Raw genomic sequence first — 25,535 nt, 5'->3', positions numbered from 1 at the left:
GCTTCTTGCCTAAAAAAAAGGTAAAAAAGTAGAGTTAAACTTAATGTAATAATAAAATTTTCAACTGATTTTTGTTTTTTCTTAATTTTGCCGTTTACTATAAACCCTTCAAAACCTTATGTTTACTACATCATTGATATAAGCTGATTCACTAATAATCAATATCTATAAGTGTTTCTGCTTATATTTTTTATATATAAGTAATTATGCTTATATTTGCAGTATGATAGCGGTCATTACCGGTGATATTGTAAATTCACAGCATGCGGATACTGAAGTTTGGATTACCAGGCTTAAACATCTTCTCGAAAAATGGGGAAGCGCTCCTGACACATGGGAAATCTACAGAGGAGATGAGTTTCAGTTCAAATGCAAAATTGATGACGTTTTCTGGCGTTTTCTAGCCATAAAATCTCTTATTAAAAGCCTGGAAAATTTAGATGTAAGGATGGCCATAGGTATTGGTGAAGAAAGTTTCTCTTCTGAGAAAATCACTGAATCTAATGGTACAGCTTATGTAAATTCCGGAAGATTGCTTAATGATCTTAAAAATGACGGGCATACCGTTGCCATTAAAACCTCCAGTGACCCGGTGGACAGAGATCTTAATATTCTGTTGAAATGGTCGTCTAAGGACTTTGATAACTGGACCATGGCTACAGCAGAGATTATTCATGAGATGATCATGAATCAGGATATTACTCAGGAAGATCTTGCTAAGAGATTTGCTATTTCACAGTCTTCGGTAAGCCAGAGACTGAAGCGAGCCAACTATGAGCTCATCGTGGAGACCAATCAGTATTTCAGAAAGAAAATCTCAGAATTGTAAGCATGATCTTTATCAAACTCATATTGGCACATCTACTTGGAGATTTTATACTTCAGCCAAATTCATGGGTTGCGGATAAGGAGAACTATAAACTAAAAAGTAAGTTTTTATACTTTCACATTCTGATTCACACGGGTTTAAGCCTTCTCTTTCTTTGGGATCTTCAGCTTTGGTGGGTCGCCGTTTTAGTAGGAGTTACTCACTTCATTATTGATGCAGCAAAACTTACATTTCAGAATGTAAAGACTAAAAAAAGATGGTTTTTTATTGATCAGCTGCTGCATGTTTTGGTGATTGCCGGAGTTTCTTTTTATTTTCAGGAATTCAGCTTCAGCTTTTTACAGAATCAGGAATTTTTAAAAATAATTATGGCAACATTGTTTCTGACAACACCTGCTTCTATTTTTATTAAAATCTTACTGTCATCCTGGACCCCTGCTCCGGATGGCGCCAACACTATTCAAACCGAATCTTTATCAAGTGCCGGAAAATATATCGGAATTTTAGAACGTCTGCTGGTTTTCACTTTTATTATGGTGAATCACTGGGAAGGCGTAGGTTTCATGGTAGCTGCCAAATCTGTTTTCAGGTTCAGCGACCTTGCACAGGCAAAACAGAGAAAACTTACAGAATATGTATTAATTGGCACACTGCTAAGTTTTGGACTGGCTGTCTTAACAGGAATAATAATAAAATAAATCAATAAATCTAACTACAATTTAGAAAGTAAAATTATGAGTCAAAAGAAAGAAATGTTGTACGAGGGGAAAGCAAAACAGGTATTTGCAACTGATAATCCTGATGAAGTAGTAGTACGTTTCAAAGACGATGCTACAGCATTTAACGCTCAAAAGAAAGGTCAGGTTGATCTGAAGGGTGAAATGAACAACGCGATCACAACCCTTATTTTTGAATACTTAAATGAAAAAGGAATCAAAACTCATTTCATCAAACAATTGGACGAAAGAGAGCAGTTGGTAAGAAAAGTATCTATCATTCCTTTGGAAATGGTAGTAAGAAACTACTCTGCAGGAAGCATGGCACAAAGATTAGGAGTGGAAGAAGGAATTAAATCTCCGGTAACCATCTTCGATATCTGCTATAAAAAAGACGAGTTGGGAGATCCGCTTATCAATGACCACCATGCCGTTTTCTTAGGAGCAGCTACTTATGAAGAGCTTGACGAAATGTATGAGCTGACTTCAGATATCAACGAAATCCTTATCGACCTGTTTGACAAAATCAATATCATCCTGGTAGATTTCAAAATCGAATTGGGTAAAACTTCAGACGGTGAAATTATCCTTGCTGATGAAATCTCTCCTGATACTTGCAGACTTTGGGATAAAGATACCATGAAGAAATTAGACAAAGACAGATTCAGAAGAGACTTAGGAGAAGTTACTGAGGCTTATGTTGAAATCTACAACCGATTGAAGAACTTACTTGCAAAATAATTTCAGAAATTAGAAGTTAGATATTAGAAATTAGTATGAAATCGCACCGGATAGAGGATTTGAAGGTTTGGAACAAATCAATGGCTTTAGTTAAAGAGGTTTATTTGATCTCAGCTGAATTACCCATGGAAGAAAAATTTGGACTACAATCTCAAATCAGAAGATGTGCTGTTTCAATACCGTCTAATATTGTGGAAGGAGCCGGAAGAAATAATAAAAACGAATTTTACCAGTTTCTCGGAATTGCGTTTGGTTCTACCTATGAACTTCAAACCCAACTTCAGTTATTGATTGATTTGAATTTTATTTCGGAAACTAAAATAGCTCCCTTAAAAGAACTTTTATCTGAAATTCAGAAAATGATCTATTCATTAAAAGCAAGTTTAAAATTATAATTGAAGTTAACTTAGACTAATTTCTAACATCTAATATCTAACTTCTAATCATTAGAAAAAATAGAAATGAAAAGTTTAGACATTCATAAAAGTGAATATTTAAAACAGTTTGAGACCCAGACTTACGGAAGGAATCTTTTCAGAACTCAGGAAGAGGAAAGACTGGATGCTCCTAATGAAGAGTGTGGGATCTTCGGATTGTATTCGGATAATGATCTGGATACTTTCTCTCTTTCACAATTCGGGCTTTTTGCTTTACAGCACAGAGGTCAGGAGGCTTGTGGGATTTCCGTTTTAAAAGATGGAAGAATCACAAACATGAAAGATGAAGGACTGGTTTTAGATGTTTATAAAGACATTCAGGAACCTGAAACTTTTATGGGAAATTCTGCAATCGGGCATACCCGTTATACTACTGCAGGAGATAAAAAGAAATATAACTTCCAGCCATTTTTCGCGAAAAACGAATATGACCAGATTATACTTTCTATAGCACACAACGGTAACCTTACCAATGCAAAAGAATTAAAAACAGAATTAGAGGCTGAAGGTGTAGTTTTCAGAGCTACTTCCGATTCTGAGGTGATCCTGAGACTGATCCAGAAAAACCTTGATTTAGGTCTTCGTGGAGCCATCAAAGCTACCATGGAAAAAATCGAAGGAGCTTATTCTGTTGTAGGGATGACAAGAAACAAATTCTTCGCATTCAGAGACTTCAACGGAATCCGTCCATTGGTGTTAGGAGCTATCGACGAAAGATCTTACGTGGTTGCTTCAGAATCTGTGGCACTGGATGCTGTAGGAGCTCAATATGTACGTGATATCCTTCCTGGTGAAATCATTTATACCAATGAAAACGAACCTGGAAAACTTCATTCTTATATGATGGATGAAGCGAAAGGAAAGCAGAGAATCTGTTCTTTTGAATATATTTATTTTGCAAGACCTGACTCTACATTAGAAAATATCAATGTATATGAAATCAGAGAAAAATCGGGTGAGAAAATCTGGGAACAGGCTCCTGTAGATGCTGATTTGGTTATCGGAGTTCCGGATTCCGGAGTTCCTGCAGCCATTGGTTTCTCTAAGGCTTCAGGAATACCTTTCCGTCCTGTTTTAATCAAAAACAGATACATCGGAAGAAGTTTCATCGTTCCTACACAGGAAATGAGAGAAAGGGTAGTGAACCTTAAGCTAAACCCAATTATCTCAGAGATGAAAGATAAGAGAGTGGTAATCATTGATGATTCTATCGTTCGTGGAACTACCTCTAAAAGACTGGTTAAAATTTTAAAAGATGCAGGGGTGAAAGAGATCCACTTCAGAAGTGTTTCTCCACCTATTATTGCACCATGTTATCTGGGGATTGATACGCCGTCTAAAGATGATCTGATCTCTGCAAATATGTCTACAGAACAACTTAAAAACTATCTGGGAGTAGATTCTTTAGAATTTTTAAGTATTGATAATCTGAAAACTATTTTAGGATCTGCTAATCATTGTTTCGGGTGCTTTACTGAAGAATATCCTGTAGGAAAAGGAGAAGAGGTAGATTTATTTAATTAATCTCTTTATTGAAATAGTAAAAATAGAAGACCTGGGTTAATAGCCCGGGTCTTTTGTTTTATAAATGTAGCAAAAGCTTAATATTCCTGTATTATACAGTATATAATGGAATTTTAATTTTGTCAGAATAAACGTCAGGATATGAAAAACGCATTTTTTACGGGTATTTTTCTGGTATTTGCCCAACTTTATTCTTCACAGTCATTCGATAAACAGGCACATCGTGGAGGAAAATCACTTTACCCGGAAAATACAATTCCGGCCATGAAGAATGCCTTAAAAATGAATGTCACAACCCTTGAAATGGATTTGGCTATTACCAAAGACAAAAAGGTTATTCTTTCTCATGATGCTTTTCTGTCTCCTGAACTCATTACAAAGCCAGATGGAACTTATATCCCCAAAGACTCAGGTTTTTACTACAAAATTTATGAAATGCCTTACGCAAAGATCAAAACATTTGATGCAGGCTTAAAAAAATTGAATAACTATCCGGACCAAAAGAAAATGAAGGTTCAAAAACCTCTTTTTTCGGATGTTATAGATGCTTGTGAAACCTATGCCCGCGAATTGAAGAGGCCACTGCCTTTTTATAATATAGAAACAAAAACACGCCCTTTCTCTGACAATATTTTCCATCCGGAACCACAAGAATTTGTAGATCTGATGATGAAGATTATCGTAGAAAAGAAGATTCAGGACAGAGTGATTATCCAGTCTTTTGATCCAAGAACTCTTGAAATTATTCATAAAGAATATCCTAAGGTGATGACTGCTTTACTGGTAGAAAAAGTAGATGATAAAAAGCTGGCTCAGCAACAGGCTTATTTTAAAAATATTCCTGTAGAAAAGTTCAAAATGTATCCCAATCATCTGAGTGGAGTAGCCGGAGATATGAAGTTTCTAAGTTTTACTCCAACCATTTATAGTCCGGATCACACCCTTGTTACGCCCAAATTGGTGCAGGAATGCCACTTATTAGGGATGAAAGTAATCCCATGGACTGTGAATACCAAAGAAAGGCTGAAAGAATTAAAAGATATGGGAATAGACGGCGTTATCAGCGATGATCCGAGAATATTCGAATAAAACCTTTTTTCAATATAAATAGCCGGAAGAAAAACTTCCGGCTATTTTATGCATGCAGATTACTCTGCACTTAGGGTTAAAAAATTGGTCGTTGATTAGAATTTATAATTCAGTCCTAACTGAAATACTCTGTTGTTGTTTTCAGCTGCAGACATGCTCTTATCAATCTTTGTTAAGCTGTTTACATATCTTGCATTGATACCGATGTTGGAAGTGATGTCATATCCTAAACCAAGGCCTAAACCAAAGTTGAATTTGTTGATCATATCTTTGTCGATATCTGTAGAGTGAGAACTTGAAGTGGTAGTTGTAATACCTCCTGTAGTACTTGCTACAGTAGATTCTCCTTTATTTTTCCCGTTGATGAAATAACTGAACTCAGGTCCTGCTTCGATATAAAACTTATCAGTAGGTCTCATCTGAACCATTAGCGGAACTGAAATGTAATCCATTTTTACTCTGCTCTGTACCTTAGTTTTTACATTCGTTACACCATTGTCAGTTTCTGTAGAATACATTACATCTTTTGCACCCATTTGGTTATACAATACCTCTGGCTGGAAGCTGAATTGTTTTGAAATTGGAATATTAACGAATACACCCGCGTGGAAACCTAGTTGTTGAGTGTTGATTCCGAACTTTTGCTGACTGAAATAAGCTGAGTTTCCTCCTGCTTTGATCCCAAATCTAACGGGCTGAACATCTTTTTTTAGTGGTGATGCACTTACTGTTTTTGTTTCTGTCTTAGTCTCTGTTTCCTGAGCGAAAGCTAATGCACCAGCAGTTAATGCTAATCCTAAAAATAACTTCTTCATAATTTTATTTTTTAATTTTACTATTTGTGTCGAATGATTTCCCAATCAGACTCGAATTATTTTGCAAATTGCTTGCCAAACTTGAAAAATGCCTATTTATAAAGGTTTTCGAGTGGTTTCGCTAAAGGTTTTTTTTAATCATTTATCCCTTTTTAATGAATAAATGTATTGCCAATCTCTATATTTTTGAAAAGAGTTTAATGTTAAAAATGCTTTCTTGTTGATAATTAAAATGATGAAAATTTAAAATCAGAAATGAGTTTTTAAGAAAATTTATAAGCTATCTGGACTATTTTTATGAGTAGAAGTAAAAATACCGGACTTTAAAAAGCCCGGTATCCGTTTTGAAAATAATAAATATCGCTATTTAAACTTATAAGCAACGCCAATCTGAATGGCATTATTTCTTACTTTGTCACCCTCATTGTATTTGTAAACCTCAGTAAGGCCCGCAGTAAATCTGGCGGTCACACCAAAACTTTTAGTAAAGTAATATCCGGCACCAATTCCTAGTCCCAGATTAAAACGATTAAAAAGGCTTGTTGAAATATTCTGTGAAATATGATCTGTATGATCAACAGTAATTGAATTTCCGGTAGTTTCAATAGTCGTTAAATCTCCTTTTGTTCTTCCTCCAAGCAGATATCCAAATTCAGGACCTGCTTCCACATAAAGCTGAGGAAGGATATTATATTGAACCATCACAGGAAGAGAAAGATAATTTAAGGTTGTACTATAATCATAGTGTTGTGTTCTTCTGTAGTTCCCAGAGCTTGTTCTGTAGTTATAATCTGATTTTGATCCCAGCTGGCTGAAAAGAAGTTCGGGCTGGATGCTGAATTTTTCAGAAACCGGAATATTAGCGAATACTCCTGCATGAAAACCTACTTTCATTTTCTCATTGTTGTCATATTCATAACCGTCTCCTCTGGTAAGGGTAGACCCATTCAATCCGGCTTTAACACCAAAAGTAACAGGAGACGAAGATTTTGACTGATTTTTTTCTTGTGCATTTGCGAAAAGGCTACCCGCAACTGCAAGGACTGCAAAGAGTTTTTTCATGGATTTAAAAGTTTAATTTAATTTTTCTTCATTGTGACAAAATATCTGCCATAAAGGGGAGAAGTGATAAAAATCATGCTAAAAGCGAAAAAGTCAGGCCTAAATTAATAAACCTGACTTTTTCTATTGAAATCAAAATGTATCTAAATTATGAAACAAAATACTTTCCGGTATTCTGCAATGCACTTTAAATGCCAGCCAATTTGTTGAAGTTCTCGTTAAAAATTAATGGTAATAGTTAGTTTCAGTCTTGAAAATCAATTGAATGATCAACTGAATCAATACCTATTCATTGTAAAAACAGGAACTGTAAATTGGAAATTCCGGAATAAAGTACAATTAATATTCAGTACGCAAATTTCTTGCCAAAATATCAATAAAATATAAAAGCCGGATTAAATATAATCCGGCTCTGTATTGAATAGAAAATTTACTTAGAATTTATAAGCTAAACCTAACTGGAATACTCCGTTTCTGGCAGCATCACCGTTATTGTTTTTAGGAACATCAGATAATCCTGCAGTATATCTTAGATTCACTCCGATATTTTGCGTGAAATAATATCCTGCTCCAAGACCTAATCCGAAATCAAAAGTTTTCAAATTGTCTTTAACGTCTACAGAAGCACCATTACCTTTTCCTTTAGCACTGATAAGGAACCCGAACTGAGGACCTGCTTCTACATATAGATTAGGAATCAGGTTGTACTGTAACATCACTGGTACTGCGATATAATCCATATTCAGTTTTATATCACTGTTAGTCTTTGCTTTACCACCCATACCACTATATAATACTTCTGGTTGTACAGAGAAGTCCTGTGCTACTGGAATGTTTGCAAAGACGCCACCGTAGAATCCAGCTTTTGAATTCAAATCACTATTAGAAATAGTAGAGATATTAAGACCTGCTTTTACCCCAAATCTAACTGGAGAAGATGAAGCAGTAGAAGTTGAAGTCTTCTGAGCGAAAGTGAAAGTACCTGCTACTAGCGCAAGGCCTAAAAAAATCTTTTTCATAAGTTTATATTTTAATAGTTTTTAAGTTTTATTTAACATTTCATTAAGAATCAAACGGCGTGCCAAAGTCAAACTATGCTGTAAATCTACTATTTACGTATATTATGAAGAATAATTTCCCATTGAAACTAAAAAAGCCGGATTAAAATTAATCCGGCTCCACTTTAATTATAAAAATTTAACAAAAAAGGTGATCGTGCTTTAGAATTTGTAATGTACTCCTACCTGGAATACACTGTTTCTTACAGATCCCGGTCTGCCATATCCATAAAGATATCGCTGTTGTTTTGCATTCACAATATCAGATAGCCCTGTAGTATATCTTACATTCACACCAATGTTTTTGGTAATATTATACCCAGCTCCCAGTCCGATTCCGAAATCGAAACTCTTGGTTGCGTTTTTAAGTTGCAAACTTCCGACATCATCTTTTAGTTCTGCCCCCATAAGGAAATTAAATTGAGGTCCGGCTTCTACATAAAAATTAGGAAGTGCTTTATACTGAAACATTACAGGAACGGAAATGTATTCTAAATTAAGTTTTGCATTACCGTCTCCTTTTTGTTTTGCCCCCACAGCACTATATAATACTTCCGGCTGGATAGCGAAATCTTTTGCCACAGGAATATTTACAAATACACCACCATAGAATCCTGTTTTTGCTTTCATATCCATATGAGAAAGAGCGGATACATTCAGACCTGCTTTTAAACCGAATTTGATTTTGGAAGAAGATGTAGATGGAGTAGCTGCATCAGTGGAAGTGGAAGTGCTTTGAGCAAAAGCAAAAGTACCTGCGACAAGTGCCAGGCCTAAAAAAATCTTTTTCATAGATTAGTTTTATTTTACATTGTTTAACGCTGGGTAAGCAACAAACAATATGCCGTTAAACCCCATGAATAAAGACTTTATATGTTTTTAACGAATGAAAAAATCAACTATATGGGATATATTTATGGTGAATTATTAACTCCATCTTATTTTAACATAAAAAAAGACCAGATTAAAAAATTAATCTGATCTTTTCTATTGAATATAAAATTTGTTAGTGAATGTATAGCTTATTTAAATTTATAAGCTAATCCAACCTGGAATACATTGTTTCTGACAGCATCAGCACCGCTAGGTCTGTTTTTTGCAATATCTGTTAAACCTGCAACATATCTTGCTGTAAGTCCAAGGTTCGGAGTGAAGTAATACCCAGCACCAAGACCAATACCAAAATTGAATGTATTGAAATTGTCTTTGTAATTGTCTGAAGTAGTAGAATCTCCGTTGGATTCATTTTTCAATTTGTTTTTAGCACTTACCATGAAACCAAATTCTGGTCCTGCCTCTACATAAAGATTAGGGATTAAATTATACTGGAACATCACTGGTACTGCAATATAATCTAACTTCGTAGAAGCTGAATATTTTGTTCCAAATGAAGTGAAATCTGATTTATTACCATACTGAGAATATAATACCTCCGGCTGAACGCTGAATGATGCTGCCAATGGAATATTAGCAAATACTCCTGCGTTGAATCCTATTTTAGATTTCTGGTCATCAAGACCACTGTCTTTTGAAAGTGAAGATACGTTCATTCCCCCTTTTACCCCAAATGTTACTGGATTGGAAGATGTATTTCCTGTCTGTTGAGCGAATGCGAATGTTCCTGCAGTTAACGCTAATCCTAAAATTAACTTTTTCATAACTTTAATTTTTTTAATTTTACTCTTTCTTAATTTTAAATTTTACTACTGTTCAGCATTTTCAGTTGAACGCAGAGTATCTTTCAAATTGCTTGCCAAAAATATTTTTTATGATTAAAATCAATAAAAAAATCACTTAGTGTTTAAGTGATTTTTGAAATATGTAATTGACTTACAGTAAATTATGAATTTAAATAAACATTTGTTTAGAAGAAATCTAAATTGACAATTTTGTCAAAAATAGCTTTTAAAGGGAATATGTTTCTCAAAAAAAACGTTAAGCATCATTTAATTTTCTATAAAAAGATAAAGATTCAAGGATATTTTCCTGGCTGCATTGATGATCATACGTACAAGAACCTATTCCTGAAAGCAGAGAAAAGTTGATTTTACTGTCTGTATTCTTTTTATCATTTAATAATAGTGCTGTGATATCTTCATCTTTGAAATCGCTGATATCAAGGTATGGATAATATCTCTGGATATTTTCAATGATCATTTTTGCGTCTTCTTCAGAAATAAGATTTTCAAGCCAGGCAAGATGCGCTTCTGCAATCATTCCCATAGCAACTGCTTCACCATGAAGGATAGGATTTTGCTGTTGTAAGCACAAACTTTCCACAGCATGGCCTATTGTATGACCGAAGTTGAGTGTTTTTCTGATGTTCTGCTCATGGAAGTCCTGATCTACCACATTCTGCTTGATATTCATTGAAGTCTGAATATGTGGGGTTACCGTTTCCACTTCCAGCTTACGGATCTGAATCAGCTGATCCCAATGATTTTTATCAGCAATTAATCCGTGCTTCAGCATTTCAGCAAAGCCACTTCTTAATTCTTTAAAAGGTAATGTTTCTAAGAATTTTGGGAAAATAAAGATCTGTTCAGGAAAAGCAAAAGTTCCCACCATATTTTTAAAGTGCATCAGATCAATCCCTGTTTTTCCTCCTATGGAAGCATCACACATGGATAAAAGGGTAGTAGGAATGTTGATAAACTGTATCCCTCTTTTATAAGTAGATGCAACAAATCCGCCCATATCCGTAATTACACCGCCACCAAGATTGATAACCAATGCTTTTCTATCCGCCTGCATCTCCGTAAGAATTTCCCAAAGCTGATTGGCTGTCTGGATATTTTTCATTTCTTCTCCGGCTTCAATCTCTAAAATTTCAAAACCAAGATCAGTTTCCATATTTCCTAAAAGAACAGGAAGGCAGTATTCATGGGTATTTTCATCTACAAGAATGAAAATTTTACTGAAAGATTTTTCGTGAAGAAACTCGTTTAGCTGTGAAAAATTATCGTTTAATATTGTTATCATCTTCAAATTTATGTAAAGTTAAAATGTAAACTATAGTGCAAAGTTATGATTCTTAATTTTTAACTCGTAACTAAATTACTATCTTTGCAGAAATTTTTAGAATGAGCAGAGATAATAATAATTCAGACAGACCAAAGAGACCAAGAATTTCAACCAAGAAAAGTTCTGATGATTCTCGTGCTTCCAGATCTGGAAATTCTTCAGGATCAAAGCCTTTTAAGAAACCGTTCTCTAAAGATGGGGGAAGAAAAGGGGCAGAACATCAGGGATCCACTTCAAGATTTGAAAAGAAACCTTTCAAAAGAAATACAGACAGCTCCGAAGGTTCCAGCGATGAGATGGGATCAAAATCTGAAAGAAAACCATACATCACGAACAAAAGTGAGAGTTATGAGAAAAAATCTTTCGGAAAACCAAAGAGAGGAGGAAAGAGCTTTGATGCAAGAGATAAATATGAAAGAGGTAGTCTGAAATATGGCAGAAGACCCTCTAATGGAGATGAAAGAGAAGACAGAGCAAAATCTTTTGTACAAAAAAGAAGGTTAAACAAAATTGACAAAGATGTTCATAAAGACACGATTCGTCTCAATAAGTATATTGCCAATTCAGGGATCTGCAGCAGGAGAGAAGCTGATGAGCTTATTACTCAGGGACTTGTAGAAGTAAACGGAAAGGTAGTCAATGAAATGGGCTATCAGGTACAGAAAACCGACAGAGTAGTTTTTGACGGACAAAGTATTACTCCGGAAAAACCTGTTTATGTACTTTTGAATAAACCAAAAGGCTACATTTCTACAACGAAAGATGACAAAGCCAGAAAAACAGTAATGGATCTTGTAGCGAATGCTTCTCCTTACAGAGTTTTCCCGGTTGGAAGATTAGACCGTTCTACAACGGGTGTTATTTTATTGACGAATGACGGACACATGACTAAAAAATTAACGCATCCATCTTTTGATGCTAAAAAGATTTATCATGTAACGTTAGATAAAAAACTTACGGGTGAAGATTTACGTCTTATTGCAGAAGGAATCCGTCTTGATGAAGGTGTAGCAGTTGTTGACCAGATTTCGTACATTGAAGGAAAGCCTAAAAATGAGATCGGAATTGAGATTCATATCGGATGGAATCGTGTTATCAGAAGAATATTCCAAAGATTAGGATACGAAGTGGAAGCTTTAGACAGAGTGATGTTTGCAGGATTAACGAAGAAGAATATCAAGAGAGGACACTGGAGAATCCTTACAGAACTGGAAGTGAATAACCTTAAAATGCTTTAGAATAATGATGAATTATGAGTTATAAATGATGAATGACAGGTTCAGTTTGTAACTTATTTCATTCTTTTAAACAGTACATTTAAGTGTAAAGAATAAAAAAGCGCAGAATTGTTTTCTGCGCTTTTTGTTTTATATGGTGATGAAGCCTATCATTAAAGTATTTCTTAATTCATAGCTCATCATTTATAATTCATCATTATCCTAACACGGTTACTCCTTTTTCAATCATGTCGTAGATGGCATCTCTTGCATTGTCAGGTTTTACGTTTACAGCACGTGTTCCGTTGAAATGAAGGCAGGTTACATATCCGTTGGCCACAGCATCCTGAGCCGTGAATTTAACGCAGTAATCTAATGCTAATCCTACGATTTCAACCAATTGAATGTCGTGGTATTTCAAGAAGTCATCCAATCCGGTTTTCATAAAATGATTATTATCCTGGAATCCGCTATAGCTGTCTATTTCAATATTTTTACCTTTTTGTATAATGTGGGTTACTTTATCTCTGTTCAGATCTTTGTGAAATTCTGCTCCGAAAGTTCCCTGAATACAGTGATCCGGCCACATAAACTGTGGAACACCATTCAAAATAATACTTTCTCCTACCTTTCTGCCATTGCTGCTTGCAAAACTTTTATGACCTGCAGGATGCCAGTCCTGCGTCAAAACCACCTGATCATATTCATTTTCCTCCATCAGAAGATTGATATAAGGAATAATTTCGTTGGCTCCAGGGACTGCAAGTGCTCCGCCTTCACAAAAATCATTCTGTACATCGACTATTATTAATGCTTTTTTCATATTTTGATTTCTCGAATTTTTGATAAATTTAAAAAAACTAAACCACAAAAATTTGTCCAAAAAAGAATTATCGGACAAATCGGCAATGTAAATTTTCAATACTCCCGAAATGAGTGGTTTACAATTAAAATAATTGTATTTTCTTTGAAAAGTATGGCATTTTTGGGATATACACCAAATATCAATAACGTATCTTTGCAGGAAATAAGTATTTTTTATGTCATTTGAGTCTTTAGGATTATCACACAATATTATTCGTTCTGTTAACAAATTGGGGTATTTAAAACCATTTCCAATTCAGGAGCAGGCCGTTCCCGTAATTTTACAAGGGAAAGATCTGATGGGAATTGCACAGACAGGTTCTGGTAAAACAGCTTGTTTTGTGATGCCGATTTTAGAAAAACTACAGAATTCGGAAGTTAAAAAAGACCGTAATGTTCAGGTTTTAATATTGGTTCCTACCCGTGAACTGGCTATTCAGATTGATGAAGTATTCAGAGCTTTTACAGAAAATCTGAAAAGAGAAGTCCGAACAATGGCTGTTTATGGAGGAGTTTCTATCAATCCGCAAATGAAAGGAATGTTTGGGGTGGAAGTTCTGATTGCAACTCCGGGGCGTTTATTAGACTTAATTGATCATAATGCCCTGAGTATTTCAGGAATTAAACATCTGGTGATTGACGAGGCAGATAAAATGTTTCAGCTTGGCTTTGGTGAAGAGATGAATAAGCTTTTTGCAATGATGCCGGTAGCCAAACAAACCACTTTATTTTCAGCAACTTTAAATGATAAAGTTTCTGAGATGAAAGAACGTCTGTCCATTAATCCTACCATTATTGAAATTAAAAAAGAAGAAGTTGAGATAGATAATATCGAACAGCTGGCCTATCATGTTTCTCCGGAAAATAAAGGTCCTTTTTTAAGATATTTAATTAAGGAAAAGAAAGTTGAAAAAGCTCTTATTTTTGTCTCGTCCACAAGATCTGCAGACAATTTGGTAGAGAAGCTTAAAAAGAATAAAATTAAAGCTGTGGCGATTCATAGTCAAAAGTCACAGGGTGCCCGTAGAAATAATCTGGAAGAATTTAAAGTAAATGGAGCTCAGATTCTGGTGGCTACAGATCTGATTGGCCGTGGAATTCATATTGAATCTCTGCCATGTGTTATCAACTACGAATTACCGCGTTCTCCTTTAGATTATATCCACCGCATTGGTAGAACAGGGCGTGCCAACGAAAAAGGAACAGCAATTAGCATTCTAACGGATGACGAATTACAGCATTTCAGGGTGATTCAAAAGAAAATGGGAAGAAAAGTAACCCTGCAAAGAACAGAAGGTATTGATTTACACGGTTATTAATACTTGATTTAAATAAAAAAAAGGCTTCAGTTGATACACTTGAAGCCTTTTTTAGTGAAAAATTGGTACCACAAAAATCATTATCTGTACAATTAATGCTTTATTCACCTTAGATTCTTGAATTTTTGATAAATTTACATCCAGTGATATTTGAAAAATTGTCTGAAAAGAAAATGATCGGACAAATCGGCAATATTTAAAAATTAAAACCCTTGAACAATGAGTGATTTAGAGAAAAAAAAGTTTCCAATAGGACCGTTTGAAGCTCCTGAAAGCATCTGTGACACCACCTTGGATACTTATATCAAAGTGATTAAAGACTTTCCCGGCAGGCTAAAAAATCTCATTGAACATTTTACAGACGACGAATTGGATACTCCTTACAGAGAAGGTGGCTGGACGGTAAGACAGCTTGTGAACCATCTTTCAGACAGTCATATGAACAGTTTTATCCGTTTTAAACTGGCTCTTACGGAAGATAATCCTACAATAAAACCCTATGATGAAGCGAAATGGGCAGAACTGCAGGACAGTTTCCATATGCCTGTAAAGCCGGCCATGAGAATGTTGAAAGGAACACACCAAAGATGGGTGGTACTTCTTAAAAGCCTTACCAATAAACAGTTTGAAAGAACTTTTCATCATCCTGAACACAATAAAAATTATGATTTAAGAGAAAGCCTTGCTTTGTACGCCTGGCATTGTAATCATCATTTTGCTCATATTGAAAATCTGAAGAAAGAAAAAGGTTGGTAAGAAAGCGTCTTGATAATCCCATATACTACAACGAAATTGTAAAGAGAATTTCTTTGTTATCTGAAAACTCCATAGGAAAATGGGGGAGAATGAGCGTATGCCAAATGGTAAAGCATTGTGATCTAGTTCTTCAGGTAGCCCTGCAAAAAATTGAACTTCCCCGTATTAATGTGGTATTCCAGACAATAGGAATCATTACAAAAGTAGAAATGTATGTTTTCAATAATGGAATTCCCAGAAACATGCCTACTTTTCAAAAACTAATCGTTAATTTTGAGTGTGATTTTGATGTATCAAAAACCAATCTGCTGAAAACGCTGGAAGAATTCCGGGAAGCTTGTGAAAAAAACAGGCTGCCGGATCATCACAGACTATTCGGTAAAATGACTGAAAAAGACTGGACATTTTTAGAATATAAACATCTTGATCACCATCTAAAACAATTTAATGTATGAGTTTTTTTGATAAAATATTTGGTGGAAAAAGCGAAACCCCTGATCAAAAATCATTCTGGAAAAAGATAGAGTCTGAGGAAGACCTTACAAAGGCTATAGAAGACTCTTTTCAGAATAAAATTGCTATATTCAAGCATTCAACAAGCTGTTTCATCAGTAAGACAGTACTGAAAAACTTTGAAAAGGAAGTGGAAAGTTCAGATCAGCCGGTTCATGTTTATTATCTGGATCTTCTGGCTCACCGATCTGTTTCTAATAAAATAGCCGCAGATTTTGAGATCAGACACGAAAGCCCGCAGCTCATTGTAATTGAGAACGGAAAGTCCATAAACAATGCTTCACACCAGGATATTTCTTTAAGCCAGATTGTATCATGAAGAATATAAATAATTATTTAGCTAAAGTTTTAAATGTTCCGCTTCAAAACGTGAACACCTGCAGCCTGCACTATGAGGTAAAGAAAATTCCTAAAAACCAGTTTCTTCTTCAGTATGGCGAAATATGCCGTCATATATTCTTTGTAGAAAAAGGACTGATAAAAATGTATTCTATTGATAAAAACGGAAAAGAACATATTATACAGTTTGCCCCGGAAAGCTGGCTTATTTCTGACCGAAGCAGTCTTTATTTCAATGAAAAATCCATTTATTATATAGAAGCAGTGGAAGATTCAGAGGTTCTGTTTTTACATCCTGATTTCTTTAATAAATTGGTGGAACAATTCCCAAACAGTATTGAGAGAAGTGATTTTCTGCTGCAGAAACATATCAGAAGTCTTCAAAACAGGATCAATTCTTTATTGGGAGAGACGGCAGAAGAAAGATACATGAAATTTATTAAAATGTATCCGGATTTACTGTTGAGAGTTCCACAATGGATGATTGCTTCTTATCTGGGGATTACTCCTGAGAGTCTTAGCCGTGTAAGAAAAGAACTGGCAAGAAAAAACTTCGTTCCTGATAATAAATAAAGAGGGCTGGAAGATGGGAGAGGGAAGCTTGAAGCTCTGGTAAACACAAAAGAACTTGACAGTTATTATTCAAACACCCTTAATAAGAATCGGCATAATCTATTCTTAAAACCATAATAACTTCCATCTTCCAGTCTCCTTACTTTAAATAAATTTTTTTAGCAAGATTTCCGACCTGTCTGAGCTTTGCCTGTGTATTTTCCGACCAGGGAAGCCCTATACAAAGTCTCATACAGTTTCCAAACTGCTCCTGAAAAGTAAACATTCTTCCGGGAGCTATACTGATGTTTTGCTTGATGGCCAGATCATATAATTCTGTTGTCCGGATTTTTTTATCAAATTCTACCCATAATGATAATCCTCCCTGTGGACGACTGGTTTTGGTGCCTTCAGGGAATGATTCTGCAATAGTCTGAACATAATTCTGATAGTTGAACTGTAAGGTTCTGCGAAGCTGCTGAAGGTGTTTTTCGTACTTCCCGGATTTCAGAAAGTTGGCAACAGCTTCATTCACAATAGAAATAGAAGATGTGGAATGCAGGAGTTTTAATTTCATGATCTTATCTTTGTATTTCCCAGGAGCAATCCAGCCAACTCGATAGCCGGGAGCTAGTGTTTTTGAAATTGAACTGCAGTACAGTACATTTCCGTCTTTATCGAAAGATTTGCAGCATTTTGGACGGCTGGAACCAAAATAAAGGTCTCCATACACATCATCTTCTATCAGCGGAATATTGTTTTCCGACAATATTTTTACAATTTCTTTTTTATTTTCATCAGGCATACAGCTTCCCAGCGGAGAATTGAAGTTGGGAATCAACAGACACAGATCTATTTTGGGAATTACTTTTTTTAAGGCTTCAATTTCTATTCCGGTAGTAGGATGGGTGGGAAGTTCCAGTACTTTTAGGCCTAATCCGTTTGCCAGCTGTAAAATACCCGGATAACAGGGACTTTCAATAGCAACGGTGTCTCCTGGTTTTCCCAGAGCCATTAAGCAGAAAGAAAGAGCATTCATTCCGCCATTGGTGGTAATCAAATCATTTTCGCTCAGGTTTCCTCCCCATTGCAAAGAACGTATAGCAATCATTCTTCTGAGCTTCAGATTTCCCTGAAGTTCTTCATAGTCAGTACCTCCGTCTTTTAATTCTCTGGTGGCATTCACTATTTCTTTTTTCAGTTTTGCCTGAGGTAAAAGATCTCCGGACGGAATACCGATAGAGAAAAAAGTAAGGTCCTTTTTGCCCATATTTTCATACACTTTACTGATCAGCTCATCCGGTTCATCATTATTGGCAATCAATGACGGACGGCTTACTTCGGGTAAAGGAAGTTTTGCAGAGAGCAGCTGGCTTACAAAATATCCCGACTGTGGTTTTGATTCTATCAAAGATTGTGATTCCAGTTCAAGGAAAACACGTTTAGCGGTGTTCATACTCACCTGATGTTCCTGGCATAGCATTCTTACCGAAGGAAGCTTGTCGCCGCTCTTTAAAATGCCATTTCTGATCTGCCCTGCAATTCCGTCTGCAATTTCTGTGTATAAAAATTCTTTGCTCATATTTTCAAACTGTGCTCATGCAAATATACAAAACTGATACTGTGTTTATCAAATTATCCTTTCTAATTTTGAACCATCAATTAAAACCTTTCTTACAATGATGACAAATCAGATAACAAAAGATGAAAATATAAGCGGATGGATCAATGGCTTCATTGGTGTTGTATTATTTAGTGGAGGGCTGCCCGCTACCAAATTAGCGGTAATGGAAATGAGCCCAACTTTTGTAACAGTAGTTCGTGCAGCTGTTGCCGGAGTATTGGCTTTAATCGTATTATGGGTGGGCAAAGAAAAGCGACCGGTGAAGGAACAATTCGTTCCTTTGCTTCTGGTTTCCCTTGGCTGTGTGGTAGGATTTCCGCTTCTTTCTGCATTGGCTCTTCAGTATCTTACTTCGGCTCACTCCATTGTATTTCTGGGAATGCTGCCTTTGGCAACCGCTATATTTGGAGTTTTCCGTGGGGGTGAGAGGCCTCATCCTATATTTTGGTTTTTTTCAATTGTAGGAAGTCTTTTAGTGATTGGATATGCTGTTTCACAAGGAATATCAGCGTCACCAATTGGCGATATTCTGATGTTGTTGGCAGTTATTTTATGCGGTATGGGCTATGCTGAAGGCGCAAAATTATCCAAAACATTAGGTGGCTGGCAGGTGATTTCCTGGGCTTTGGTACTGGCATTGCCTGTGATGATTCCTTTATTCTTTATTTATTTTCCTGAGGATATTGGCCATGTTAGTTTCCAGGGATGGTTTGGATTGGGCTATATTTCTCTTTTCAGTATGTTTATTGGATTTATATTCTGGTATAAAGGATTGGCACAAGGAGGAATTGCTACTGTGGGACAGCTGCAGCTGCTTCAGCCTTTCTTTGGTCTGGCATTGGCTGCCTGGCTTCTTCATGAGCAGGTGAGTATGGGAATGCTGGGGGTAACGGTAGGCGTGATCTTATGTGTTGCAGGAACTAAGAAATTTGCGAAATAATTAAAATATATTAAGAATAATACCCCAATAATCCTTTGGGAACTCCTTATAGAAAGCCTGGTTTCATACAGAAACCGGGCTTTTGCTTTAATAATCAAAATGTTGCGATGAATATCGGACTTTTTTTAATTGCAAAAAAATGCATATAAAGCGGATTCTTTGATAAGTTTAGAGCAATAAGCTTGAAAGTGATTGGAATTAACAATTTATTTAACTTTATTTAACATTCTGATCAATAATTAAGGTGCGGTTTTTGCATGCAACTTACAATCGATTGCCAATACTATTTTTACTGAGACTAAGAGGATAGGAAGAAGAAAACAATTCCAAAAAAGGCTATTATGGTTATCGACGAAAACATTTTGATTTCAGCGGGAGCAGAAACGAGATATTATAACCCTTCAGAAATTATATTCTGTGAAGGGGATATTCCTAATTATTATTATCAGATTGTTAAAGGGGAAGTAAAACTCAACAATTACAATGAGGAAGGGAAAGAATTTATTCAGAACATTTTATCTGACGGGGAAAGCTGTGGAGAATCCATTCTATTTATAGAAAAACCTTATCCTATGAATGCAGAAACTATTACAGAATGTAGTGTTCTCAGACTTCATAAATCTTCTTTTTTTAATCTGTTGAATCAATCTCCGGAATTATATATGGAGGTAAACAGCTTTCTTTCAGAACGCCTTTATTATAAATTCATTATGATGCAGAGTCTCTCCTCACAAAACCCTTCCATACGCTTGAGAGGATTGATGGATTATCTTAAAAGTTCTCAAAAGGATCTGAGCCCTTATTCTTTTCTGGTTCCGCTAACAAGGCAGCAAATGGCAAGCCTTACAGGTCTTTGTGTGGAAACTGCTATAAGGACTATCAAACATATGGAAAGAGATAAAATTGTAAGAATTGAAAATCGTAAAATTTTGTATTAACTTAGGCATATTATTTGTAATTTTTTTCATTGAAAAACCTAGTAAAATATGAAAACAATAAGCTGCATGAATATTGATGAAAGCCTTCTGTACTCTTTTGGTGCAGAAAACAGGGATTATAAAAAACGGGAGTCGGTTTTTAGAGAAGAGGATCATGCGCTTTATTATTTTCAGATCAGCGAAGGAAAAGTAAAACTGAATAATTATAATGAAAACGGAAAAGAATTCATTCATAATATTCTTGGCAAAAAACAAAGCTTTGGAGAAGCCATGCTTTTCCTTAATCAGAATTATCCAATCAATGCCATATGTCTTGAGGATTCGCGGATTATAAGACTTCCCAAAAATAATTTCTTTGAAATGATCACGCAGAATCCTGATCTTTCTCTCGAAATGAATGCCTGCCTCTCCCAGGAAATTTTTTATAAATTGAAAATGATGCAGAGTCTGGCATCGCAAAACCCTATGCAGAGGCTGAAAGGCTTACTTGATTATCTTAAAAGCTATCACGATGAAGACTGTCATCAGTGTTACCATATTGCATTTACGCGGCAGCAGATTGCCAATCTTACGGGTCTGCGTGTAGAAACAGTGATCAGAAACTTAAAAAAGATGGAAAAAGAAGGAATGCTTTCTTTAAAAGATCGAAAAATTTTATATTAATATTCATTTTGATGACTCAGATCATAAAATAGTGAGTTATTCTGTCGTACATTTGACATTCATTCTTTCCATATAATTCTTAAGACCTTAGTAAAAGGCACGCAAAAAGCACTTTGCTTTTGTTATCGTTTAAAATTACCGATACCTAACTGTTGCCGTCTAATACTAGCTACGGGCTGTAATACGTATCACTAATATTAATATAAAAAAATCAGTTATGAACACTAGAAATTCAGGAAACTACGGACAATAAAGTCTCATTATTTGGAGTGAGACGTAATTCATAATTCTTTTTCCAGGATTGTTTCTTTAATCAAGTAAAAAGAGGTAATCCTTTAATAACAAACACCATTCACACCATGCCCAATAAAATATTAGAAACTAATAGTGCAGTTCCTGCCACCAAAAAAGGAACGGCAGATAAAGAAACAGTCAACAAGGATGAAATGAAAAATTCACCGCTTCATAAGTTCTTTGTAAGTGCCCTAAAGGATATTTATTTTGCTGAAAATGCCATTCTGGACGCATTGGAAAAAATGCAGGAAGCTGCTACTGCAGAGGAATTGAAAGATGCTTTTGAAGACCATCATCTTCAGACCCTAAAACATGTTGAACGACTGGAAAAAGTATTCCAGCTCATTGATGAAAAGCCTGAAAAGAAAGAATGTAAGGCTATCAAAGGGATTATTGAAGAAGGGGAAGAAGTTATCAAAGCTACAGAAGACGGTACTGCAACAAGAGATGTAGCATTAATTATTGCCGCACAGAAAGTAGAACATTACGAAATTGCCACTTATGGCGGATTGGCTCAGCTAGCTATAACCATGGGACATGATAAAGCTGCGGATCTTCTTGAAAGAACCCTTCAGGAAGAAGAAGACACTGATTCTTATCTTACAGATATTGCAGAAACATCCATCAACTTTGATGCAGAACAAGAAGACTAAACTATACAATAAGCCATGTAGCTTTATGGCTTATTTAATCATGAAATCAAAATATATGGACTGTCAGAAAATTATAAAAACACTGAGACACAAAGATTTTGTAAAAGTGTCCCATACAGGAAAGTGCTTCGAGGACGGAGCCGCAATTTATGCAAAAGAGATCAGAGAAAATATCTTCCTGCTATTTATCATTCTGAAAGATATTGATATTGAAAATATACAGGCGTTAATTGCTCATTTCGACTGTTTCGGCAGTATCGGATTAAAAGAACCGGAACAGATCATGTTTTATTTATCCATAAAAGATAAAAATGACCTTCATTATTTTGAACAATATTTGAAAGTTTCCAATAACTAATACCATTTTTTGACTATGACATTTGAAAACGACACTTTGCAACATTCCGAATTGAATAACAAAAATAATGCAATAGAAAATGAGTCATTATTTCCGTCTATTATGAATTCTTACGGAGTAACAGCTTTTCTGATTAAGTCTTTAGAAAAGATTAAAAACAATGCTACCTGTGAAGTTCTGAAAGGAGTTATAGATACTTATCTCGAAGAATATATCCTCAATATCCAGGAGTTTCATTCTAACAACACAACGAAAACTACAGATATGGATGCTGAAATAAGATTTGAATCACCTGCATTTACCTTGTATGCTAAAACAGCTTATTATAAAGTCCTGAAGGAGGAAGAATATATCAACAGGCTTCTTGAAATTCTGGGAAATAAGACAGAGTAATTTCTGCGCCCCATTATTTAACTGCTTTTGAAAGAAAATACACCAACTACAAAAAGATTATGAATATGAACACCAACGAACACAACAAGAAAGCAGAACAACTGGATGTACACAGTACTTCTAACGAAAATGAAAAACTGACTACCAATCAGGGTTTAAAGATCAATAACAATCAGGATTCTTTAAAAGCCGGAGAGCGTGGCCCTTCATTGCTGGAAGATTTTATTCTGAGAGAAAAGATTACCCATTTTGATCATGAAAGAATTCCTGAAAGGGTAGTTCATGCACGGGGATCCGGTGCTCATGGCGTTTTCAAACTTAACAAAAGTCTTGCAGCATACACCAAAGCAAAATTTTTAACAGAACTGGGAAAAGAAACTCCGGTATTTGTAAGATTCTCAACCGTTGCAGGAAGTAAAGGAAGTACCGATCTTGCGAGAGATGCCCGTGGATTTGCTGTGAAATTTTATACAGAAGAAGGAAATTATGATCTTGTAGCCAATAATATTCCTGTATTTTTTATTCAGGATGCCATCAAATTTCCGGATCTGATACATGCTGTAAAGCCGGAACCGGATAATGAAATTCCGCAGGCCGCATCTGCTCATGATACATTTTGGGATTTTATTTCACTGATGCCCGAAAGTATGCATATGATTATGTGGGTAATGAGTGACAGAGCCATCCCGAGAAGTTTGAGAATGATGGAAGGATTTGGGGTACATTCTTTCAAATTTATCAATGAAGAAGGAAAAGTTCATTTTGTAAAATTCCATTTCAAACCCAGATTAGGAGTTCATTCCGTAGCCTGGAATGAAGCACAGATGATTTCCGGAGTAGATTCTGATTTTCATAAAAGAGACCTTTGGGAAGCTATTGAAAATGGGGATTATCCAGAATGGGATTTCGGAGTACAGTTGATTCCTGAAGAAGATGAACACAAATTTGATTTTGACCTTCTTGACCCTACAAAACTGGTTCCCGAAGAAGAAGTTCCGGTAGAGATTGTAGGAACTTTGACATTAAACAGAAATCCGGATAATTTCTTTGCAGAAACTGAGCAGGTTGCCTTTCACCCGGGACATATCATTCCAGGGATTGATTTCACCAATGATCCGTTGCTGCAGGGAAGATTATTTTCCTATACCGATACTCAACTCTCAAGACTGGGATCTCCCAATTTCCATGAAATACCAATCAACAGATCCATCAACACCGTTCATAACAACCAAAGAGATGGTCATATGAGACAGCAGATCGTTAAAGGAAAAAGCAGCTATGAGCCCAATTCCATAGGTGGCGGATGTCCTTTTCAGGCCATGATGTCTGAAGGCGGCTTTACCTCTCAGCAGGAAAGGGTTTCCGGAGAGAAAATAAGAGAAAGAAGTAAAAGTTTTGTAGATCATTATTCACAGGCTAAACTATTTTACAACAGTCAGTCAACACCGGAGAAGACGCACCTTCAAAATGCATTGATTTTTGAATTGTCAAAAGTCACCCGTCCTGAGATCAGAGAAAGACTGGTAGGTCAGCTTGCCTATATTGATACAGATCTTGCCGGAAAAGTAGCAGAAAAGTTAGGAGTGGAAGTTAAAAAACTGGAATGGCCCAATCAAAGTCTGCCAGCGGATAGTAATATCATAGACCTTCAAAGCGAAGAAAAAGAGCCTCGTACAAAAACTTCTGATGCTTTAAGCATGAAGAATACCATTAAAAATACCATTAAAACCCGGAAAATAGGTTTTATTCTGGCGAATGGCGCCGATGGCAAAATCGTCAATGATCTTAAAACAAAACTCGAAGCAGAAGGTGCCAGAGTAGAACTGATTGCAACAAGTGTAGCTCCTGTAAAATTGAATGACGGTTCAGAACTGACTCCCAAACATTCTCTTAACAGTACGGTAAGTGTCTGTTTTGATGCTCTTGTCATCTGTCCGGGAGAAGATTCCGTAAAAGAACTGATGATGGCTGAAAACAAACATCTGGTTCTGCATTTTATCAATGAAGCATATAAACACTGTAAAGCAATTTACTTTGGAAAGGATACAGAGGTACTTTATCATAATTCCAATGTATCAGCGAAACAGCATGAGGATCCTGCAATCATTACATGGGAGGACGGAGATCCAACAGATAAATTCATCAAGGCTATTGCTCAGCACAGAGTCTGGGATCTTGAAAAGGAGAGAAACGCATAATCATAAAACACCCTTCACACCCATCATTTTAAATATTTTAATATGAAAGCAAAGCTGCTGTCTATTCATTCAGCAGCTTTTTATAGCCTTTTTTTAACCTCACAAAAAATATTATTATGGATTTTCAAAAAAATCTTCTTGAATATATAAGCCAATCCCTGATGACCATCGATGAGAGCATTTCTATTGCAGAAAGTGTTACTTCAGGATGTTTGCAGCTGGCTTTCTCACAGATGCCTAATGCTTCTATGTTCTACAAAGGAGGAATGACAACCTATTCTTTGTCAGAAAAAGTAAAATTACTAAAAGTGGACAGACAGGAAGCCGAAGAATGTGATTGCGTATCCGAAAATATTGCCGAAACAATGGCATTAAATGTTGCAAAATTGTACGACTCCGACTGGTCTATCGCTACAACGGGCTATTGTACGCCAATCAGGAATTCCGGCTATAAAATTTTTGCCTATTTCTCATTCTCTTATAAAGGTGAGATTGTTCTGACTAAAAAACTGGAATTACATCCGAAAACACAAGCCCTGAATGCCCAGCTGTATTACACAGAATTTATTTTGGGATGTTTTAAAAGTGAACTTAACAGGCTTTTAATCTTAAAATAAAT

28 protein-coding genes are annotated in these 25,535 nt (G+C 35.8%); 20 read left to right on the top strand and 8 right to left on the bottom strand.

The window, feature by feature from the left end; translation table 11 throughout:
* Positions 1-223 precede the first annotated feature (223 nt).
* The 6 genes from JOE44_RS04375 to JOE44_RS04350 all read left to right on the top strand — a co-directional run bounded on the left by JOE44_RS04375 (position 224) and on the right by JOE44_RS04350 (position 5,336).
* Positions 224-829 (top strand): SatD family protein, encoded by a 606-nt coding sequence (locus JOE44_RS04375; RefSeq protein WP_209784497.1) that lies wholly within the window; start codon positions 224-226, stop codon positions 827-829.
* 2 nt (positions 830-831) lie between these two features.
* Positions 832-1,527, top strand: coding sequence for a DUF3307 domain-containing protein (locus JOE44_RS04370; protein WP_209784496.1), 696 nt, complete (start codon positions 832-834; stop codon positions 1,525-1,527).
* A gap of 36 nt (positions 1,528-1,563) precedes the next feature.
* A complete protein-coding gene (gene purC, locus JOE44_RS04365) occupies positions 1,564-2,286 on the top strand; it encodes a phosphoribosylaminoimidazolesuccinocarboxamide synthase (protein WP_065397805.1) in 723 nt (240 codons plus the stop codon).
* Positions 2,287-2,321: 35 nt separating this feature from the next.
* Positions 2,322-2,681: a four helix bundle protein gene (locus tag JOE44_RS04360; protein ID WP_209784495.1), complete on the top strand. Its 360-nt coding sequence runs from the start codon at positions 2,322-2,324 to the stop codon at positions 2,679-2,681.
* Positions 2,682-2,747: 66 nt separating this feature from the next.
* Positions 2,748-4,247 (top strand): amidophosphoribosyltransferase, encoded by a 1,500-nt coding sequence (gene purF / locus JOE44_RS04355; protein ID WP_209784494.1) that lies wholly within the window; start codon positions 2,748-2,750, stop codon positions 4,245-4,247.
* A gap of 141 nt (positions 4,248-4,388) precedes the next feature.
* Positions 4,389-5,336 carry a glycerophosphodiester phosphodiesterase family protein gene (locus JOE44_RS04350; protein WP_209784493.1) on the top strand — a complete coding sequence of 316 codons (948 nt, stop codon included), beginning with the start codon at positions 4,389-4,391 and terminating at the stop codon, positions 5,334-5,336.
* Between the two features lie 95 nt (positions 5,337-5,431).
* On the opposite strand, the gene JOE44_RS04345 is transcribed toward JOE44_RS04350, so the two are convergent.
* The 6 genes from JOE44_RS04345 to aroB form a co-directional block, all read right to left on the bottom strand.
* Positions 5,432-6,151, bottom strand: coding sequence for a porin family protein (locus tag JOE44_RS04345; RefSeq protein ID WP_209784492.1), 720 nt, complete (start codon positions 6,149-6,151; stop codon positions 5,432-5,434).
* 363 nt (positions 6,152-6,514) lie between these two features.
* Positions 6,515-7,213 carry a porin family protein gene (locus tag JOE44_RS04340; protein WP_209784491.1) on the bottom strand — a complete coding sequence of 233 codons (699 nt, stop codon included), beginning with the start codon at positions 7,211-7,213 and terminating at the stop codon, positions 6,515-6,517.
* Positions 7,214-7,647: 434 nt separating this feature from the next.
* On the bottom strand, positions 7,648-8,232 hold the full coding sequence (locus JOE44_RS04335; protein ID WP_209784490.1) for a porin family protein: 585 nt from the start codon (positions 8,230-8,232) through the stop codon (positions 7,648-7,650).
* Positions 8,233-8,433: 201 nt separating this feature from the next.
* Entirely contained in the window at positions 8,434-9,063 is a 630-nt protein-coding gene (locus JOE44_RS04330; protein WP_209784489.1) for a porin family protein, read from the bottom strand.
* Between the two features lie 230 nt (positions 9,064-9,293).
* Positions 9,294-9,929, bottom strand: coding sequence for a porin family protein (locus JOE44_RS04325; RefSeq protein WP_209784488.1), 636 nt, complete (start codon positions 9,927-9,929; stop codon positions 9,294-9,296).
* Between the two features lie 277 nt (positions 9,930-10,206).
* On the bottom strand, positions 10,207-11,253 hold the full coding sequence (aroB, locus tag JOE44_RS04320; protein WP_209784487.1) for a 3-dehydroquinate synthase: 1,047 nt from the start codon (positions 11,251-11,253) through the stop codon (positions 10,207-10,209).
* A gap of 338 nt (positions 11,254-11,591) precedes the next feature.
* Here aroB and JOE44_RS04315 point away from each other — a divergent pair, with 338 nt between their 5' ends.
* A complete protein-coding gene (locus JOE44_RS04315; protein WP_105682780.1) occupies positions 11,592-12,533 on the top strand; it encodes a pseudouridine synthase in 942 nt (313 codons plus the stop codon).
* 196 nt (positions 12,534-12,729) lie between these two features.
* Here the strand turns inward: JOE44_RS04315 and pncA are convergent, their stop codons facing one another.
* Positions 12,730-13,335, bottom strand: coding sequence for a bifunctional nicotinamidase/pyrazinamidase (gene pncA / locus JOE44_RS04310; protein ID WP_105682388.1), 606 nt, complete (start codon positions 13,333-13,335; stop codon positions 12,730-12,732).
* 217 nt (positions 13,336-13,552) lie between these two features.
* Between pncA and JOE44_RS04305 the strand changes: the two genes are divergently transcribed.
* The 5 genes from JOE44_RS04305 (at position 13,553) to JOE44_RS04285 (ending at position 16,876) form a co-directional block, all read left to right on the top strand.
* Positions 13,553-14,695 carry a DEAD/DEAH box helicase gene (locus JOE44_RS04305; protein ID WP_209784486.1) on the top strand — a complete coding sequence of 381 codons (1,143 nt, stop codon included), beginning with the start codon at positions 13,553-13,555 and terminating at the stop codon, positions 14,693-14,695.
* A 219-nt stretch (positions 14,696-14,914) separates the two neighbouring features.
* Positions 14,915-15,451 (top strand): YfiT family bacillithiol transferase, encoded by a 537-nt coding sequence (locus JOE44_RS04300; RefSeq protein ID WP_209784485.1) that lies wholly within the window; start codon positions 14,915-14,917, stop codon positions 15,449-15,451.
* Positions 15,445-15,906: a DUF1569 domain-containing protein gene (locus JOE44_RS04295; RefSeq protein ID WP_280893504.1), complete on the top strand. Its 462-nt coding sequence runs from the start codon at positions 15,445-15,447 to the stop codon at positions 15,904-15,906. Before JOE44_RS04300 ends, JOE44_RS04295 begins: the two co-directional genes overlap by 7 nt.
* On the top strand, positions 15,903-16,283 hold the full coding sequence (gene ytxJ, locus JOE44_RS04290) for a bacillithiol system redox-active protein YtxJ (RefSeq protein WP_209784484.1): 381 nt from the start codon (positions 15,903-15,905) through the stop codon (positions 16,281-16,283). Before JOE44_RS04295 ends, ytxJ begins: the two co-directional genes overlap by 4 nt.
* A complete protein-coding gene (locus tag JOE44_RS04285) occupies positions 16,280-16,876 on the top strand; it encodes a Crp/Fnr family transcriptional regulator (RefSeq protein ID WP_089691886.1) in 597 nt (198 codons plus the stop codon). Before ytxJ ends, JOE44_RS04285 begins: the two co-directional genes overlap by 4 nt.
* Before the next feature lie 139 nt (positions 16,877-17,015).
* Here the strand turns inward: JOE44_RS04285 and JOE44_RS04280 are convergent, their stop codons facing one another.
* On the bottom strand, positions 17,016-18,437 hold the full coding sequence (locus JOE44_RS04280; RefSeq protein WP_209784483.1) for a PLP-dependent aminotransferase family protein: 1,422 nt from the start codon (positions 18,435-18,437) through the stop codon (positions 17,016-17,018).
* A 97-nt stretch (positions 18,438-18,534) separates the two neighbouring features.
* Between JOE44_RS04280 and JOE44_RS04275 the strand changes: the two genes are divergently transcribed.
* The 8 genes from JOE44_RS04275 to JOE44_RS04240 all read left to right on the top strand — a co-directional run bounded on the left by JOE44_RS04275 (position 18,535) and on the right by JOE44_RS04240 (position 25,533).
* On the top strand, positions 18,535-19,419 hold the full coding sequence (locus JOE44_RS04275) for a DMT family transporter (protein ID WP_209784482.1): 885 nt from the start codon (positions 18,535-18,537) through the stop codon (positions 19,417-19,419).
* A gap of 341 nt (positions 19,420-19,760) precedes the next feature.
* Positions 19,761-20,357, top strand: coding sequence for a Crp/Fnr family transcriptional regulator (locus JOE44_RS04270; RefSeq protein ID WP_209784481.1), 597 nt, complete (start codon positions 19,761-19,763; stop codon positions 20,355-20,357).
* 48 nt (positions 20,358-20,405) lie between these two features.
* A complete protein-coding gene (locus JOE44_RS04265; protein WP_245169705.1) occupies positions 20,406-21,020 on the top strand; it encodes a Crp/Fnr family transcriptional regulator in 615 nt (204 codons plus the stop codon).
* A 359-nt stretch (positions 21,021-21,379) separates the two neighbouring features.
* Positions 21,380-21,967, top strand: a complete 588-nt coding sequence (locus JOE44_RS04260; RefSeq protein WP_209784480.1) for a ferritin-like domain-containing protein — start codon at positions 21,380-21,382, stop codon at positions 21,965-21,967.
* Positions 21,968-22,022: 55 nt separating this feature from the next.
* Positions 22,023-22,325 carry a hypothetical protein gene (locus JOE44_RS04255; protein WP_209784479.1) on the top strand — a complete coding sequence of 101 codons (303 nt, stop codon included), beginning with the start codon at positions 22,023-22,025 and terminating at the stop codon, positions 22,323-22,325.
* Positions 22,326-22,340: 15 nt separating this feature from the next.
* The gene (locus tag JOE44_RS04250) at positions 22,341-22,718 is read left to right on the top strand and encodes a hypothetical protein (RefSeq protein WP_209784478.1); all 378 of its coding nucleotides are present in this window, start codon (positions 22,341-22,343) and stop codon (positions 22,716-22,718) included.
* Positions 22,719-22,777: 59 nt separating this feature from the next.
* Positions 22,778-24,916 (top strand): catalase, encoded by a 2,139-nt coding sequence (locus JOE44_RS04245; RefSeq protein ID WP_209784477.1) that lies wholly within the window; start codon positions 22,778-22,780, stop codon positions 24,914-24,916.
* Between the two features lie 116 nt (positions 24,917-25,032).
* Positions 25,033-25,533, top strand: a complete 501-nt coding sequence (locus JOE44_RS04240; protein ID WP_209784476.1) for a nicotinamide-nucleotide amidohydrolase family protein — start codon at positions 25,033-25,035, stop codon at positions 25,531-25,533.
* Positions 25,534-25,535 lie beyond the last annotated feature (2 nt).

The organism is Chryseobacterium sp. PvR013, from assembly GCF_017833095.1.
In the GTDB taxonomy this organism is placed as follows: Bacteria; Bacteroidota; Bacteroidia; order Flavobacteriales; family Weeksellaceae; genus Chryseobacterium; species Chryseobacterium culicis_A.
The sequence above is the reverse complement of the archived record's forward strand: the minus strand, read 5'-3'. Positions and strand labels throughout refer to the sequence as shown.